Below are 15,989 nucleotides of genomic sequence, written 5' to 3'. Positions count from 1 at the left end.
ATCATGAACAAATTAATGTGCACTTTAGCGCTCTTCATTCTCATTTTACAATCATGTGCTTCTAAAAAAGATATTTTATACTTCCAAGATAGTGCATTATACAAATCAAGTTCCATTTCATATTCTGGTTCGTTGATACAGCCTAATGATATACTTAGCATTACCGTAGGTGCAAAAGTTCCGGAAACCGTTTATTCGTATAATATTCAGCAATTGGGAACCAATAGCATGTCAAATATTGAGACAATAAAATTACAAGGTTATTTAGTGTCTCCAGAAGGTAGTATAGTTTTTCCAATATTGGGAAACATTTCTGTAGCCAATAAAACTACTTCCGGACTAGAACAGGAATTAAAGGGTACATTAGAAACTGGAGATCATCTAGTAAATCCCACTGTACAGATTCGTATTTTAAATGCCAAAGTTACTATTTTGGGAGAAGTGAATAGACCCGGAACATATTCTTTTTCAGAACAATATCTTACTTTGCCTCAAGCATTAGGATACGCAGGTGATTTGACTATTAATGGTAAAAGAAAAGATATTATACTGATCAGGGAATCACAGGGTATACGAACAATTAAACATCTTGATCTTACTGCAACCAATTGGATGAATGATCAAGACTATAGTATTAGGCAAAATGATGTGTTGATAGTAAATCCAAACAATTCCAAAGTAAAATCATCCGGATATATAGGCAATACGGCAACCATCTTGACGATTGCTTCATTGGTTTTGAGTTCGATAATTTTGTTAACACGATAATTTTGATATGATTAAAAATACAAATAAAATTAATTTTTCAGACTATAGCGAAAATGAAAGTACTATAGATCTAGTAGATTCATTTAAAAAATATTCAGCCTACTGGCCCTGGTTTCTTTGCTCAATAGTTATTTCGCTGGTAATAGTATTTATATACTTACGTTATGCAGATGTAATGTATTTAACGGAAGCTAAAGTTAAATTGATAGATGATAAAAAAAATACTAATTTTTCTCTAGATATATCCAAAGTATTAAGTAAATCTACAATTAACCTAGAAAATGAAATTGCTCTTTTTAAATCAAATCGTCTATCTGAACGAGTCGTTCAAAATTTGAAATTAAATGTGGTTTATATTTCAAAGGGAAAAATAAATTCTAAAATTAATTTCAATCCTCCTTTTGTTGTAAGCTATGCATTACCACAAGATAGTTTGCTGAAAACACTAAAATTTGATGTTAGCATTACCAAAACAGGATACATCATAGTAGAGAAAGAATCAGGAAATATTATTAAAACAAATGGATATTGGTTAAATAAACCTGTGCCTAATTTTCCGATAATCATTCAGCCATCTGTTAATGGTAGTATAAAATCATTTATTGATAAGAATTATGAGATAATTTTAAAACCGATTAAATTAGCTTCATTCGAACTAAGCAATGATATACAGGTTACATCGATGGGAAAAGATAGTGATATCATTTCTTTAATTTTAAAAAATTCTGATGGCAAACATGCCCAGGTTGTCCTAAATAATTTAATTAAAGTATTTGAAGAAGATGGTGTTAAAGATAGTCAACAAGTTTCTCGAAGAACTATCGAATTTGTTGACAATCGCTTTGTTTTTTTAAAGCAAGAACTAAATGCTATTGAAGTGTCAAAAAAAGACTATAAAAAACACAATAATTTAAGTTTTATTCAAGAAGATGCTGGGGTTACTATAAAAATAAAATCAGCTAAGGAGCAAGCTCTTTTTGATGTAGAATCCCAATTGATATTAGTGCAACTTTTATATGATAACTTGTGTAAAGAGGCTGGTTTTGATCTTTTACCAGCAGATATCGGAATTCAAAGCACAACGATTAATCACTTAATTGCTGTTTATAACACATCTGTACTAGAATATAAAAAATTGCAGACTAGCGCAGGGAGTAATAATCCTTCTATTCAAGTTCTATTTAATTCGCTTAAAAATCAAAAAAACAATATTATAAATTCAGTAAAAGGCTTTAAACAGCAATTAGAAAGCTCTCATCATCAGGGAGAAGTAGCTCAAAGATCTGCGGATAATACTTTCTCTTCCTTACCTGAAAAAGAAAAGGTATTGCGTAGTATAGAACGTCAACAAAATCTTAAAGAAAGTTTATATTTATTACTACTCCAAAAAAGAGAAGAAGCGGCTATTAATCTTGCTGCTACTGTTCCTAATACTAAAATTATAGATTATGCAATTACCGGTAATATTCCTATTTATCCTAAGGCTAGCTTACTTGTTTTTGTAGCTTTATCTTTAGGAACATTTATTCCCTTTGGTCTTTTATATGTAATTTTCAGGTATGATGTTAAAATATATAATGCTAGCGATATAGAGAATATAAATAACCAAATTCCTATTATAGGTGAATTACCGTCACTAGATGAAAATAAAGTTAAAAATATTGAAGATAATATAGAAATTCTAGAAGCTTTTAGGACATTAGCTCACAATACTGAATTTATAACTCCTTTTAATGTTAACAAGCTAGGGAAGATCTTTTTTGTTACTTCATCTATTAAAGGAGAGGGGAAAACATTTGTTTCTTATAATCTTGCAAGTGCTCTTGCCCAATTAGATAAAAAAGTACTTCTTGTTGGTACTGATTTGAGAAATCCACAATTACATAAGCATTTGGCTCAAGATAAAGATGATAGTAAAGGTCTCTCCAATTATTTGCATATTAATTCTTTGAGGTGGGATGACCTAATCTATAGGAATAAAGTTAATGACTTTTCGTTTGATGTTTTATTGTCTGGAGATATTCCTCCTAACCCAACTCTTTTATTGTCGAGTATGAAATTCAATACTTTTGTGAATGAAGTAAAAGAGGTCTATGACATTGTTATTTTTGACACGCCTCCAACATTATTAGTTTCGGATTCTCTCATTATTTCAAAATATGCAGATACAACTTTATATGTAGTGCGTTCTGGAATAACAGAAAAAAAATTAATATCTTATTCCAATAAGCTTAATGACGAAAAAAAACTTAACAATATGGGGTATGTTATTAATAGTATTGATACGATTAACGGTTATAATTATGGTTATAATTATGGTTATGATGGATTTGTAGAAAAAAAAACACTATTTAATCGTTTGTTTAAAAGTCGTTAAATCTGTAATTAATCATAAATCTGTCTGATATTGAAAAAACGATACAGTTTATTGGGCAAATTGAAATGTTAAAAGGTAGCAAGAATATTTTTGCTGCCTTTTTTTGTTTTTATTGCTTGTCAAGGAAGAGGTTTTAATAATTAAGAAAAGTGGAGTTTAGCCATGTGAATGATCAATATTAGAAACATTTGTATTAAAGCTTTATTGTGGTAAAATAATGTCTTATCGAGTTGTGTTGCGTCATGTTTTTCGGTGATTTTTGCTAAAAATTGTCGTTAATAATTAACTGATGACTTGAATTATATATAAAAAATGAAAATGAAAAAAAACACTAAAAAAATTATGGTTATGGTGGCTTTTGCTTTTGTAATGGTTACTTCAAGTGCGCAATCAAAAATAGAAAATGATCCATCAAGTAGCTTTAATAAATGGTCTATTGAATTAGCCGCAGGGGTCAATAAACCTCAAAGACCAATGACTAAGAGCTATTACACTTCACCATTAAGTCCTTATGTTGCTGCTCTTGGAGTTAGATATATGGTTAACAATAAGTTTGGTTTAAAAGTTAATGCTAGCTACAACAGTTTTAAGGAAGGAGATAATTCTATAGATTTCGAAACCAAATATTATAGTGCAAATATACAGGCTATTGTCAATTTGGGAAGAATTATGAGTTTTGAAGATTGGACAAATACCGTTGGTTTATTGGGTCATGCTGGTTTTGGACTGGCTCAACTGGAAAGTGATAATTCTACATTAAAGGACAGGATGGGTAATTTTATGGCTGGTGTGACTGGGCAAATTAAAGTTTCTAAAAGACTTGTTCTAAATGGGGATTTAACAACTATCGTTAATGCATCCCAAAATGCCACTTTTGATGGGGTAAATACTTCAAATCCTAGAGGTTTTACAGGAATTCTTTTTAATGGCACGGTAGGTTTAACTGTTTATTTAGGTAAAAATGATAAACATGCCGACTGGATAGTTTCTAATGTAGAGAATATAAATGAGGAACTCAAAGGAAAAATTGCTGATATTGAAACTAAAATGTTGGATACTGACCAAGATGGGGTGCAGGATTATTTAGACCGTGAACCTAATACTATTTCCGGAGTAATGGTTGATGTAAAAGGAAGGTCAATAGATGCAAATAACAATAATATCCCGGATGAGCTAGAACTTTATATTCTTAAGACTTACGATAGAAACTCCGACAAGTCTTTATTGACAAATAAACAATCGCTTAAAGATCTGATAAATGAAGGGTATGTGTGTGCTTACTTTGATTATGCCAAATCGATTCCAACAAATGTTTCTACAGAAGGAATTGATTTTGTCCTAACCTATTTGAGAAACAATCCTTCAGCTTCATTAGAAATTGTAGGGCATGCCGATGAGCTGGGTAGTAGTGATTATAATGCTAAATTAGCTGAAAAAAGGGCTCAAAATGTTAAAGATGTTTTAGTTAAAGCTGGTGTAAAATCCTTTCGATTAAAAACAATGTCAGGTGGTGAAGACAATTCGGTAGATAGTGATTCTGATGGTGCTAGAAAATTAGTAAGAAGAGTGACATTTAGAGTGCAATAAATGCTACCGCTCTTAATATAGAGGTTGCCAATTTTGGCAGCCTCTATTTTTATTAGAAATATAATAAAGTATTTTTACAGAAAAATAAAATGCAATTTATTTTTTCAAAACTAACCCAAATGAATAATAGGGTGTAGTTGGTAAATTGATAGTATAATTTATTAATGAACAAAAGCAACACTTTTAAATGAGATTTTATAAAAAAAAATTAATGTACTGAATTTCTAATAAATCATACAGGTTGAATTGTTTTTATGAACAAAAACTTTTCCTTTGAGGTAATATATTTGATTTTTTTTTGTCCAATGGTTACGGATCCTGTGTTTGCTTTTGTTGGCGAGCGACTAAATGTATTGGTAAGACTGGGGGGGATTGTAAGTACGTGTCTCTTTTGATAAAGGGTTGTAGTTAATTTTATTTTCTAAATTTAAGGTTTATAAAAATGATGCTTGATTTTTTATTGAATACTTTTTTTTGAAATAGAATATGTGATATTTAGAATAGAAAAGAAGTAGGTAGTGATTTCTGTTTAGTAGTATTATCTTTAATATTTTTAAAAAGTATTATATCAGTGTAGGTTGTTTGGCGATTTGCTGTGTTTGTTATTTTGGGCCTTGTGGTTCAGGGAAGGGAATTTTAAGAGTTACTTTTCTTAAATATTCAGGTTTTAAGCTTCGTGGTCTATCGAATAATTTAGAAGTTTTTTATTTTTTTTAAACTTTTTTGTATTGACTAATTAGTATAATAAATCCTTTTGAATCCGTTATGGGGTATTTGTTTTCCTGTCGTTTGCGGATGGCTTTTGTTGTTTTTATTAGTTACAAATTTGTTTAAGTTTTTGACTGTAGTTTGCGTTTTATATAATTTAAATAAATTAAATTATCAGTTGATACTTTTTCAGGTTACTATGATGTATTGAAAAATATTCATTGAATATTAGTCTCTATTAAAAAGGCTGTTCTTACGTAATAAATCACCAACTTTATTTTTATTGAATTGAATAGGGTTTGTTGTAAATTGATCTATATGATGCTCATTATGAATGTCGCTACCTGTAAAGTCATACAAATCATTTTCAATTAAACGCTCTGCGGTTTTTTGAATATTTTTTCCATAGTATCCAGTTAAGGATAGTAAGTTAAGTTGGAAGTAGGTACCAAATGCTTTTAACTTTTCAAATTTTTCAGTATAGTTGTGAAAATAGATATAGCGTTCTGGATGTGCTATTATAATTTTGTAATTTCTGCATTTTAACTCAAATAGCATTTCATACGAATCTAGAGGAAAACCAGATAAAGGTAGTTCGACTAATATGTATCGATCCTGAATGCATAAAAGCTTTTCATTGCTAGTTCTGGTTATTAAAGAAGCGTCTAGCATATATTCACTGGCGTAGCTTTTGATAAATGACTTATTGGACTTGATTTCTGTAACGGAATCATAGGTGTTTTTTATTATAGTAGGAGTATTGTTCCAGTATTTAATAAAAGTATGAGGTGTAGCTATTGCGCCCGCAATATTTATTTTTTTCATACGGGATATAAGCATTATGGTTTCTTCAATTGTCTTAGCGCCATCATCTATTCCTGGTAGTATATGATTATGAATATCGATATAGTTGTCAGGTATTAAGTCTTTTAAGTAATATTGGGGTTTAAATATTGAGAACATATATGTAAAGATGGATTTTTATCGCATTTTAAATTTTGAGGAAGTCTGTAGAAGTCTGTTGTTGGGTATTTGGGGGTATTGATATGTTATTGCATTTATTTTGAATGTATTATGCTGTCTTTTATGATTTACTTTTGATATGCTTCGTGTTTTTTGATGGCCTCTGTTCGTGTGCATTCAGAATGTCTCTTGTGTATTTTATCATTTCAATATGTATTGCTTGCCATGTGTAGTTATCAACTAGTTTTGTATAGTTTTCATTGTCTTACTCTGGATATAAATTCGAGACAGTAAATAGCTGTTTTTTGTTAAAGGTACTATATATATTGCCAGGGATATTAAATAATGGGTAGTATTGTGTAAGAATATGCGAAGCTATTCTGGTTATTACCTATAAAAAGGATGATATTGTTGTTTCTGTCCTAATAGATGGATATTTTATATGTGTTCATCGCTAATTTTTTTTACAAATATCGAGGTGTTTGTGTTATAGTGCTCGGTTTATGTTTTTATAAAATAGATGGCAAATATTGATTAATTTATTAATTCAATTTAGTTTATAAAGATATTAGTTTGTTATCAAGAGTCCTGTTTTAATATATGTGATTCTGTTAAAATTGAAATGCATGTAGGCTGTTGTTTGTTTGGTTTTAGAATTGAACTTTATTAATGAATACAGGTGCGAATTGTGAATTGGAAAGTATGTCTTATTGTAATGTGTTGATGTTTTATCGTGGTAATTGGAATAAGTAGGCTGCTGTAATTTTGTTTTTTAATTATTTCTGTTACTTCTTGTTTTCTTGTTGGTTTTTGAGTTTTGGTTTGTTTTAATTTAATGAGGTAAATTTTCTGAGCAATATTAAAGTTGTACTTCTTCTTTGTGTGGTATAAATTCTTTGAGTTTGTTTTATATATCATCTCGCTATTTTCAATGCTGTAGATGTAGCTAATTAAAAACTATATAATCCTCCTGTTAAGGGTGTCTAGTGAGTTTGTTTTCTTTCTCTTTGAAAAAGTCGATTTAGTGTCAACTTATTTTGGGACGAGACTCGGAAAGAAAATATAAAAGCCTTTCGTTTTAGGGAGGCTTTTAATTTTTGTATTTAATGATAATGGTATCGTTTGTTTATTCTCGGTGTGTTTTTAATTGTTGTTTGTATTTTTATGGTGTAACATTTTTGTTGCCGGATTGATGGCGTCTTTTTTGTTTGTTTCAAAACTTACTGGCTTTCTTGATAAAATGATCTGAAACCTTCTTTCCAAAATATTCAAAATATTTGACATGAAAATATTCTATGTTATTATATCCTAGTTCGTTTATTACTTCGGTTGGGGAAGAATATTTTTGACTTGAGAGCAGCTCTTTTGCTAAGTGTATTTTTTTTTCAATAAAAAACTGTTTTGGAGGGCTGTTGTGCATTTTGCGGAATATTGATTTAAATTTAGTAGTTGACATTCCTGCCATTTGTGATAAAATTTTTATTGAAGGAAATTTTTCGTATAAATTATTCGATAGATATTCGGTTGTTCTTATTATACTTTCCCTTTCAATTCGGTTAATTTTATTTCTAGCTGGCTTCACATATCCGCTAATAAAGTTGGCCAGCATTTTTAATGTAATGCTTTTTATGCAGGTATCAAATTCAATGTCAAATACTGATTTTTCCATTATGGAATGAATTAGTAGTTGGCTTTTACTATCCATGTTTTTATAAAAAAGTAATTCAGTTCCAATATCATTTGTTTTGGTTTCTATTTTTTCCTTTTTAATATAACCATTTAATTTTTTTTTATCTACCAGCATTCGTAATGTGAATGTTCTTTTGCCAACTACAGGTTTAAAATAGCTTTCTGCATGATTATTTATTACGGCAAAAACAGAATCTCCATTGTGTTTTGTTTTATTATTTTCATCTTTAATAATAATTTGATTGATTTCATCGCTAAGATCATATTGTATGATGTAGAAATTATCTTGTGATTTAAGTCTGTTTATTACGACTTCAGTGGTAAAAACAACGTCAAGCAGGGCAATAGACACGCCAGGGATGACTTGTGAGAAATAAAAGAAGCCATGCCCGATTTTTTTTGGAAGCATCAGTATCTTATCATAGATAAGGTTTGTCTGTAATTTTTTAGCAAAGTCATATTGCCATTCGGGCGTAAGGGAATAGTAGTGTTTTAACTCTGTCATTTTATAATTGTTTAATATAATCTTTTGGTGTCATTCGAAACTGTTTTTTGAATCTTGAAGTAAAGTGTGACTGATTTGAAAAATTAAATTGTTCTGAAATCTGTTCGATGGATAGTTCTTTTTTTTCCAGAATCTCTTTTGCTTTTTGCAATTTGTTTTCCATGAAAAAAGAGTTTGGTGTTTGGCCTGTGATTTGTTTAAACAAACGTTTTAATTTGGTTGCTGATAGATTAAATCTTTGTGCGATTGTTTCATTGCCAGGGAAAACGTCATTGAGGTGGGCTGTTAAAAATTTTTGAATTTCAATAATAATGGGTAAATCAGGCTGATCTGATAATTGTGTAATTATATCATTGTCAGAAATTTTAAACAAATAGTCGGAGATTAACAGTTGCACAGTCCCCATTAAATTAAGATCAAATAAGGTGCTGCCAACCTTAAGTTTTCTTAGCTCTGTAATTGCCTGTTGACTATGATTGCTCATTCTTCCCCAATCGATTAAAGGTCTTTTTTTTGGATCCAATGTTTTTTTTATTCTATGTTGTAGAATAATATCATCTTTTATGTAAGAATTAATAGTTTCTTTTTTAATAAAAATAAACAATATGAACGTTTTTGTGCCAGCTTTGACATTGTGCTGAAATCTGGAAACGCTATCAAATACAGATAGATTATAAGCCCAAATCCCCACGTTGTTTTTAATGCCATTTATTATAAGTTCAGAATCTCCTTCGCTAAGATTGTAATAGAGTGCTATATAGTCATCTTTTTTATTTTTCGTAATAAATGTAATGTCGCTGTTGTATACCACATCTACGTATAAAGTTACTATCCCTCCCCCGCAATCTAAATAGTAGCGATCGCCGGTATGTATTTTTTCAGGAACCCTTATAAAGTTACCGTCCACTGTTCCTTCTAATTCTTTAGCTACAGAGTGTACCCAGTCTAAATCTGCTCCGTAATGAACTGTTTTTTTCATGTCCGATTTTATTTAAAATAGTAATTTAAGGATGTTTAAAGCTGTTTTTATTGATTTAGATTGTCCTTGGATTTGTATTTTTGACAAGCCTAATGATGCTTAATTTTGATATTTAATGTCTATAGAGTTGATCGTTTTTTTAGTTTAACTGCACTTTGCAAAAGTAGAATGGAATCTTTTGTAGAACCTCCTTAGTAAGTCTGAAAACTATTAAAATAAGTCTTTTTTGTTTGAATTGGGATAAGTGCTCTCTTGTGTATTAAGTTGTTTGTATAGTGTGTCTTAAGTCTTTTTTTTTAAATTGCTTTGAAGTTGATCTTGGTTATTGTAAAAGAAACGGATTGTTGTGTTTTTATGTCTTTATCGGTTATGGTCATGAGTATGATTATGCGTATTTAGGCGGTTATAAGGTACGCGAAATGTTTAATCAGGGTAGGTATATTTTGGTGTTACTGATTTGGAGCAAAAAAAGACTCTATAGAGGTATTTCTTCAGAATCAACATGGATAGGGAAAAATGGTAACGTAGTATTGCATTATGTGAAAATTACTGATAATTCGTCAGATCATGTTGTGAGTGATTGGAATTGGACTGCTGATGCGATTAATAGTAATCAGAAATTTGATTTTTCAATAGGTACTCAGTATAAATTGAATATTTGTACACTTAATGCGCAAAAAGTATCGATTTGGATTGATTTTAATGACAACGCTGTATATAAATGATGAAAGAGTTCTTGTTGATGGCTATTGTAATGGAGGATGGGAGGTTACTAATTTGAGTTTTTTTATTCCCAGGTCGGCCAAAGGTGGTGAACATTATATGAGAATTAATTCAAGTTTTTATAATACTAGTCCATCTGCATATGGTGTGAATTTATACGGTTCCTTAATTAATCTATACAATGTAACTATAAGCAATCATAATGTAATTAGAAAACCATTAGGGGTATAGTGTTGGATCGGATATTGGTTGAGATCTTGAAGTTTAGCAGTGGGAAGTTGTAAAATGAAATAATACGTATCAAAATATTATTGGCTTGAGGCGTTAGTAAACTCGTTGAATTATTATGCGGGATTGAAATCGAGAATTGAAATAGGTATTAAAATATTAGATTTTTTACAAATTCGGCATTAAATTTAATGGTTAAGTTTTTGTCATTGAAAGTATGAATATTGACAGAAGATATAGTCGGATTTTTTGGATCATAAGGCTATTTCTGTATTGTTGCAGTTTTTTTTTGCTTATTAAGCAAAAAAATCTAGGGACTGGCAAATGATGAGTTTATTATCGTGCTGCTGTGTTAGGTTTGTTAGGTTTGTTAGGTTTGTTTGGTTTTTGTTGCTGCAAAACTTATTTATTTATATATAGCAAAATTTAAACCAAATAAGTCTTATGTTGTTGTTGTTATGTCTTCAAAGGTGTTTGTTTTTTTTGCGTTAGTTTTATTTTTGTTCTTTAAAGTTTTTAATAGTAATAGTTTATGATTAGAGAAAGAGGTATAGGAAAAAATAATGATAGTGAGTCATGGTAGATATAAGAAGTGAGTTTCGATTCTATTTGAATTCTGTTTGTCCAGGTGCAAAGATTGAAACGCCTCATTCCTTGTTAGGTGATATGAATTTGCGATTTGAATTCGGAGGTAATGAAATGTTTAAGATTTTTAGGAAGGGTAAGGAACTTGAGTGGTGGGGTGATAAAGAAAAAATGGTAGAAACGGGTAAAATAGATCATAAATGTGCTATTCAAAATAAAAAATTTCGGGCAATCTTTAGGTCAAACGTGCTTTTTCATGATGTTTTTGAGAATTTAGATGCTGAAATTTGGATGCTGATTTATGAATATCCTGGAAAATTCAGCAATAATTTTATTGAGAATTTATTAGATGAACTTCCATTGATTGCTAGAGAGGTTTTCTATGACAATATAAAAGAAAACGAATTTCAAAAGGGTTCAACAATTAAAAGCACGGCAAAAAAAAATGATGAAGATTGTGCCAGAGTGGTTTTTGGAAAAATAAAACTATCAGAAATTGGTGTGTCGAAAATACTAAAAGTGCTTGTTGATTATAAAGTGGAATTTGAATCGAATATTTCCCAGGGGATTTTTTTTTTAGATCCTATAACGAACAAGGGGTTGTATATGTATGATGAAAGAGGATGTTATGTATGGAGTTACAATGGAGGGGGGTTGGAGAATTTGTATAGCAAACGATATAATTGGCTGCCTGCTTACTATCATTCTAGAAGTGTCTATAGGTTATAAATGATGAATTTGAATGTTGTTTCCTAATAAGTGGTGTGTGAGTTAGAATTTTTTTTTGATTAAATATTATTTTCGTAAAAAAAAAACAGCTCATTATTTGGGTTTTTATATAGTGTATTTAAATTATGAGATTTTGATGGAAGTTGCCTTTAAGATTCAAAAATAGCTTTTGATAGTTTGTTTGTAAAAAGAAAATCAATTTCCGGAATGTTAGGATTGTGTGGTTAAATTGACTTGTAAGAGTAGAGGAAGTGTGATGTGGATGGTAGTATTAGATAAAGTTGATTAGTATTCTGTTTTAAATGATAGAAAAGAATTAAGATTTACTAGGGTCAAGGCCAAAATCTGTGGAGTGATGAAATTGAGCAAAATATTTGTTGGTATAAAAAAGAGAAGGAGTTTTATGTTCCTATTACCTCTGAATTACGAACTAAAAGGTTTTGTTTTGACATTGAAGGATTCTTGCCGGAGTATTAGTGTTTTTATATTATCAAAATAATTTAATGTGGTTTTATAGTGATTTGTAATTGTTCAAGAGATTGTATTAAAAGGTTTAGAGTTCAAACTGGTTCGTTTTTTTATGCTATTTGGCTAGTGGGGCAAAGCTAATGATTTTGTCGAAGATACGGTAAAGTTCTTGAGTTGGGTCGGTATTCTTTTTAATTTATGCTTCATTTAGATTTGCTTTTGTATAAGATGTAGCAACCTTTAGTTGTGATTGTTTAAGTGTGCTGCTATTGAGGAGTGTTCTAGATTGTAAATTTACATTTGGCTTTTTGGTTTACCTTGTTTTTTTGTTTTTTTTGGATCTTTGCTAGCGTATTTTATTATAATTTCTTGTAAAAAGCTTCCGTGGTTGTCTTTTGGATGTAAGGACGATCATTAACAGGAGTTGTATTAGAGAAAAATTTCAGGGTAATTAACTCTCCTTATATTGTCAGTTATGTTTAACGTGGTTTCCTTTCTATGAGAGTTTTTTCTTTTTTTTTCTTTTTTTTCAATAGCTATAATATGATAAGCTTCTGATTTGGTTTTAGTAGCCATTGCTGTTATTGTTTCTTTCCTTTTTTTTATCGATTTTTTTGTTGCAATAATATATGGTTCTTCATAGAGGAGAGGTGTTTGGTCTATTTGTAAGTGCTTTTCAATGTCTTTAGCGAAAAGAAATCAATTTTTTATAAATGACTTTTGATGGATCAACACTAAAACCTGTGGAATGTTAAAATTTAAGCATAAATATTGGTTAGCCTGAAAAGAAAAAAATCTAGATTTCTGATACCTCTGAATTGAGATTTAAAAGCTTTTATTTTTGCATTAAAATATTCTGCTGAAGCATTGGTGCTTCTGTTGTCAAAATAATTCAATATCGTTTGATGATGGTTCATAATTGTTCGGGAGATTGTGTTGAAAGGCTTAAAGCCGGATTGGTTTATTTTTTCGTGGCATTTGGCTAGTTTGGCAAAACCAATGATTTTATTTTTTGTATTCTCGAAGATACTACGAAGTTCTTAGGTTGGATTATAGCCTTTTTGAATATCGGGATACAATTCAAATAATAATGCAGTACGTTCTATTTGGTTCGAAGTCCATTTAGATTTGTCTTTGTATAAGAAATAGCGACTTCTGGCAAGTAATTGTTTCGGTGTATCACCGTTAGGAAGTATCTTGGATTCAAAATTTACATTTGATTTGCTGCCTCTCCTCATAGCTTGGTTTTCTTGATCTATAGCTCCCTAGTGATATTTGATTCTAATCTTATCTAGGGCTTCAGTGGTCAGCTTTTGAATATAAAAACGGTTGGTAATACGTGATGCATTAGGAAAATATTTACGGGCAATTAATTCTATATTACCGGCCTTATCCAAAGTGATTTCCTTTACTAGGTTCCTTTTGCTGAGAGGTATTTGTTTAAGAAATGAAATTGCTGTATCGACTTTATTTCCGGTAACCATAGCAATGATTCTCCCTTTTCTGCCTTTAGTGGAGTTGTTAGTTATAATAGTGTGAAGTTTTCCATTGGAGAGAGATGTTTTGTCTATGGACAAGCGTTTTCTAATTTTCTTAGGGAAACAAGCCATTTTTTTGGCATGTGGTTTTTGATCTCAAGCTGTATTGAGATTGTAAATTTCTGCCGGAAACACCATAGGAAGAAGTGGTCGTATTACAGTCATTTGGCCTGGAATCTATTGATTTCTTTTAAAAAAGACGCAAACTCCTGGGGGACGCGAGTTCCGTCTGCTGGTAAATTCCAGTCCCTGAAAACTACTTTTCCAGTATTTTTATTAAGTAATCTTCTGCGGGTAATATGAAGATATCTCTGATGTTTATGAATTGGAAAATCCTGAACAGCTATCTGCTTAAAGAATCCTTTCGGGTTTAATTTAGAGTCTTTGTATTTTTTTGGAATCGAATTAATCTCTCTTAAATGCAAATGAAGTGTCTCCTCTCCTTTCTCATAAGAGGTAAGCTTAAAATAGCGTACTATTATTTGTGGTAATAATAACTTGAGATGGTTGGTAAAAGAAGCTTTTATTTCTAATTAAATTTTAAATGCAAAAAAAAACGACTTTTTAATATTCCTTATAACTATATGTATTGATCTGTTTGTTATGGAGAATATTGATGAGGTGTTTTTTGAAAAGTATAGAAAATGGAAGTGTTGGCGGTTGATCTTGTATAACTAATGGTGAGAGTGTAAAAAAAAAGATAATCATAACAAAGTGTTTGAGTTAAAGTTGTGATATGATTATGCAAGTATGTCTAAAGTTTTTTTTTGTTATAATTATTTTTTATGACTTTGGAGAACGTTTTGTTAGAAACGGCTCTTCAGTTTTTTACATAATAACGGTTATTGAATTTTTCGCTATTGCTAAGGTTTAAGGTGTGGGCTAAACAGGAATTTTAAAGTATGCAAGTACAAGTGTTGAAATGAGTGATGTTGAATATAAGTCCTATTGTGTTAGTTAGGTGTCTTATTGCGGTGTTTTTGTGTAGGAAAGTGTTATTTCTTTGTAATGTTGTTTAGCTGGTTTACTTAATTAAGGTTTTGCACTGTGTTAGGTTGTGTTTAAAAGACTTTAATTTTGATTGTTGTGAACTTTTTTTGTGATGTTATTTGAAGAGGGGTATTGTTAATATGGTGTTTTGATTAAGTAAGACTTATATTGATAGTTAAATGGCTTTTTGAGGAGGTTTTAAAATGAAATTAGAAATAATTTTGCCTCAAGTTTTTAAGTAAGTAAATAGTTTTTAATGGTTTAAGATTCATTGTGATTTAAGTATAAAAGAACAATTTAAATTAAGATTATTGAAATTTTATAGACGGGTGTCTGTAGTTTGTTTGAAGTTAATTAAATGTCATTATTCCTTTTTTTTGTTTGCATAATGATGTGTGTTTAAAAAGGTTAAAAAGTGAAATTATGAAAAGAAGATTTATTTGCCTTGCAGCTTTAGTAGGGCTTGGGTTTACAGCAAATGCGCAGGTTGGAATTGGTACTACAACACCAAATCCTTCGACTCAATTGGAAATTGTTTCAAATAATAAAGGGGTCTTGTTTCCTCAGGTTGCTCTTAGAGGAAAAGATGATTCAATCACTATTACGTCTGGTAATATAAACAGTTTGTTTGTTTATAATACTGCTACAGCTGGTGTTGGTGATAATGGTGTGACTCCGGGGTACTATTTTTGGTTAGAAGCAGACTTAAAATGGGTAAAAGTGTTGACGGGAACTTCTCAGGATGTAGATAAGAATACGCTTTCAACCTTGCATAAAGACACTGATCGCAAAGGGCATTATACTTATACGAACGAAAACGGAGATGTAACATATGTTGATGTTGTGGGTGATGTGACTTCGAATTTTGATACTATAATTAATAATCCTGCTAATCAGGAGCTTATTAAAAGTATTATTAATAGGGCAGAAGGTACAGTAATCTATGATTCGGTTAACAATGTCTTTACATACGTTGATGCTTCTGGAAATACCCAGACTATCAATTTGAGCATTATGGTTAAGGCGAACGAGACGCTGACTACTTTGGTTGATAAAGGAAATGGTGTTTATGAGTACACGAGTGAGAACGGAACTGTTACCCCTATTAATGTTGTGGGAGATGTAACGAATAATTTTGCAGACGTAATCAAC

The 15,989-nt window shown here is 30.6% G+C and carries 14 protein-coding genes; 7 read left to right on the top strand and 7 right to left on the bottom strand.

Translation table 11 applies throughout. From position 1 onward, the window contains the following. The first annotated feature begins 3 nt into the window (after nt 1-3). The 3 genes from AC6CH4_RS22400 (at nt 4) to AC6CH4_RS22390 (ending at nt 4,732) form a co-directional block, all read left to right on the top strand. On the top strand, nt 4-768 hold the full coding sequence (locus AC6CH4_RS22400) for a polysaccharide biosynthesis/export family protein (protein ID WP_498106943.1): 765 nt from the start codon (nt 4-6) through the stop codon (nt 766-768). Nucleotides 769-775: 7 nt separating this feature from the next. After that, nucleotides 776-3,145 carry an exopolysaccharide transport family protein gene (locus AC6CH4_RS22395; protein WP_498106941.1) on the top strand — a complete coding sequence of 790 codons (2,370 nt, stop codon included), beginning with the start codon at nt 776-778 and terminating at the stop codon, nt 3,143-3,145. 318 nt (nt 3,146-3,463) lie between these two features. Next, on the top strand, nt 3,464-4,732 hold the full coding sequence (locus AC6CH4_RS22390) for an OmpA family protein (protein WP_498106939.1): 1,269 nt from the start codon (nt 3,464-3,466) through the stop codon (nt 4,730-4,732). Between the two features lie 936 nt (nt 4,733-5,668). On the opposite strand, the gene AC6CH4_RS22385 is transcribed toward AC6CH4_RS22390, so the two are convergent. From AC6CH4_RS22385 to AC6CH4_RS22375, 3 genes are all read right to left on the bottom strand, one after another. Then, complete coding sequence (locus AC6CH4_RS22385) at nt 5,669-6,403, bottom strand: tyrosine-protein phosphatase (RefSeq protein ID WP_498106937.1); 735 nt, start codon at nt 6,401-6,403, stop codon at nt 5,669-5,671. Between the two features lie 1,213 nt (nt 6,404-7,616). Next, a complete protein-coding gene (locus AC6CH4_RS22380; RefSeq protein WP_498106935.1) occupies nt 7,617-8,597 on the bottom strand; it encodes a helix-turn-helix domain-containing protein in 981 nt (326 codons plus the stop codon). 1 nt (nt 8,598) lies between these two features. Continuing rightward, nucleotides 8,599-9,576: a helix-turn-helix domain-containing protein gene (locus AC6CH4_RS22375; RefSeq protein WP_498106933.1), complete on the bottom strand. Its 978-nt coding sequence runs from the start codon at nt 9,574-9,576 to the stop codon at nt 8,599-8,601. A 275-nt stretch (nt 9,577-9,851) separates the two neighbouring features. Here AC6CH4_RS22375 and AC6CH4_RS22370 point away from each other — a divergent pair, with 275 nt between their 5' ends. The 3 genes from AC6CH4_RS22370 (at nt 9,852) to AC6CH4_RS22360 (ending at nt 11,841) form a co-directional block, all read left to right on the top strand. Next, nucleotides 9,852-10,301 carry a hypothetical protein gene (locus tag AC6CH4_RS22370; RefSeq protein ID WP_498106931.1) on the top strand — a complete coding sequence of 150 codons (450 nt, stop codon included), beginning with the start codon at nt 9,852-9,854 and terminating at the stop codon, nt 10,299-10,301. Beyond that, on the top strand, nt 10,279-10,530 hold the full coding sequence (locus AC6CH4_RS22365; protein WP_498106929.1) for a hypothetical protein: 252 nt from the start codon (nt 10,279-10,281) through the stop codon (nt 10,528-10,530). The genes AC6CH4_RS22370 and AC6CH4_RS22365 overlap by 23 nt, the downstream gene beginning before the upstream one ends. 573 nt (nt 10,531-11,103) lie before the next feature. Then, on the top strand, nt 11,104-11,841 hold the full coding sequence (locus tag AC6CH4_RS22360; protein WP_498106927.1) for a DUF3885 domain-containing protein: 738 nt from the start codon (nt 11,104-11,106) through the stop codon (nt 11,839-11,841). A 1,226-nt stretch (nt 11,842-13,067) separates the two neighbouring features. Here AC6CH4_RS22360 and AC6CH4_RS22355 read toward each other — a convergent pair. The 4 genes from AC6CH4_RS22355 to AC6CH4_RS22340 all read right to left on the bottom strand — a co-directional run bounded on the left by AC6CH4_RS22355 (nt 13,068) and on the right by AC6CH4_RS22340 (nt 14,326). Beyond that, nucleotides 13,068-13,310 (bottom strand): transposase, encoded by a 243-nt coding sequence (locus AC6CH4_RS22355; protein WP_498107077.1) that lies wholly within the window; start codon nt 13,308-13,310, stop codon nt 13,068-13,070. Between the two features lie 39 nt (nt 13,311-13,349). Further along, nucleotides 13,350-13,547 carry a hypothetical protein gene (locus AC6CH4_RS22350; RefSeq protein ID WP_498106925.1) on the bottom strand — a complete coding sequence of 66 codons (198 nt, stop codon included), beginning with the start codon at nt 13,545-13,547 and terminating at the stop codon, nt 13,350-13,352. 27 nt (nt 13,548-13,574) lie between these two features. Beyond that, complete coding sequence (locus tag AC6CH4_RS22345) at nt 13,575-13,919, bottom strand: transposase (RefSeq protein ID WP_498106923.1); 345 nt, start codon at nt 13,917-13,919, stop codon at nt 13,575-13,577. Nucleotides 13,920-14,008: 89 nt separating this feature from the next. Next, on the bottom strand, nt 14,009-14,326 hold the full coding sequence (locus AC6CH4_RS22340; RefSeq protein WP_498107075.1) for an ISAon1 family transposase N-terminal region protein: 318 nt from the start codon (nt 14,324-14,326) through the stop codon (nt 14,009-14,011). Nucleotides 14,327-15,260: 934 nt separating this feature from the next. Here AC6CH4_RS22340 and AC6CH4_RS22335 point away from each other — a divergent pair. Beyond that, nucleotides 15,261-15,989 (top strand): phage tail-like protein (locus AC6CH4_RS22335; RefSeq protein ID WP_498106921.1); only part of this gene is annotated, 729 nt, incomplete at its 3' end.

The sequence above is a fragment of the Flavobacterium sp. GQ95 genome (genome assembly GCF_059758655.1).
Note: the sequence above shows the minus strand (reverse complement) of the source record. Positions and strands in the feature narration are given on the sequence as shown.

Bases quoted from the DNA above. Each gene is read 5' to 3' on its own strand.
- AC6CH4_RS22400 (WP_498106943.1), top strand. From the start codon at position 4: ATGAACAAATTAATGTGCACTTTAGCGCTCTTCATTCTCATTTTACAA.
- AC6CH4_RS22395 (WP_498106941.1), top strand. From the start codon at position 776: ATGATTAAAAATACAAATAAAATTAATTTTTCAGACTATAGCGAAAAT.
- AC6CH4_RS22390 (WP_498106939.1), top strand. From the start codon at position 3,464: ATGAAAAAAAACACTAAAAAAATTATGGTTATGGTGGCTTTTGCTTTT.
- AC6CH4_RS22385 (WP_498106937.1), bottom strand. From the start codon at position 6,403: ATGTTCTCAATATTTAAACCCCAATATTACTTAAAAGACTTAATACCT.
- AC6CH4_RS22380 (WP_498106935.1), bottom strand. From the start codon at position 8,597: ATGACAGAGTTAAAACACTACTATTCCCTTACGCCCGAATGGCAATAT.
- AC6CH4_RS22375 (WP_498106933.1), bottom strand. From the start codon at position 9,576: ATGAAAAAAACAGTTCATTACGGAGCAGATTTAGACTGGGTACACTCT.
- AC6CH4_RS22365 (WP_498106929.1), top strand. From the start codon at position 10,279: ATGACAACGCTGTATATAAATGATGAAAGAGTTCTTGTTGATGGCTAT.
- AC6CH4_RS22360 (WP_498106927.1), top strand. From the start codon at position 11,104: ATGGTAGATATAAGAAGTGAGTTTCGATTCTATTTGAATTCTGTTTGT.
- AC6CH4_RS22350 (WP_498106925.1), bottom strand. From the start codon at position 13,547: ATGAGGAGAGGCAGCAAATCAAATGTAAATTTTGAATCCAAGATACTT.
- AC6CH4_RS22345 (WP_498106923.1), bottom strand. From the start codon at position 13,919: ATGGCTTGTTTCCCTAAGAAAATTAGAAAACGCTTGTCCATAGACAAA.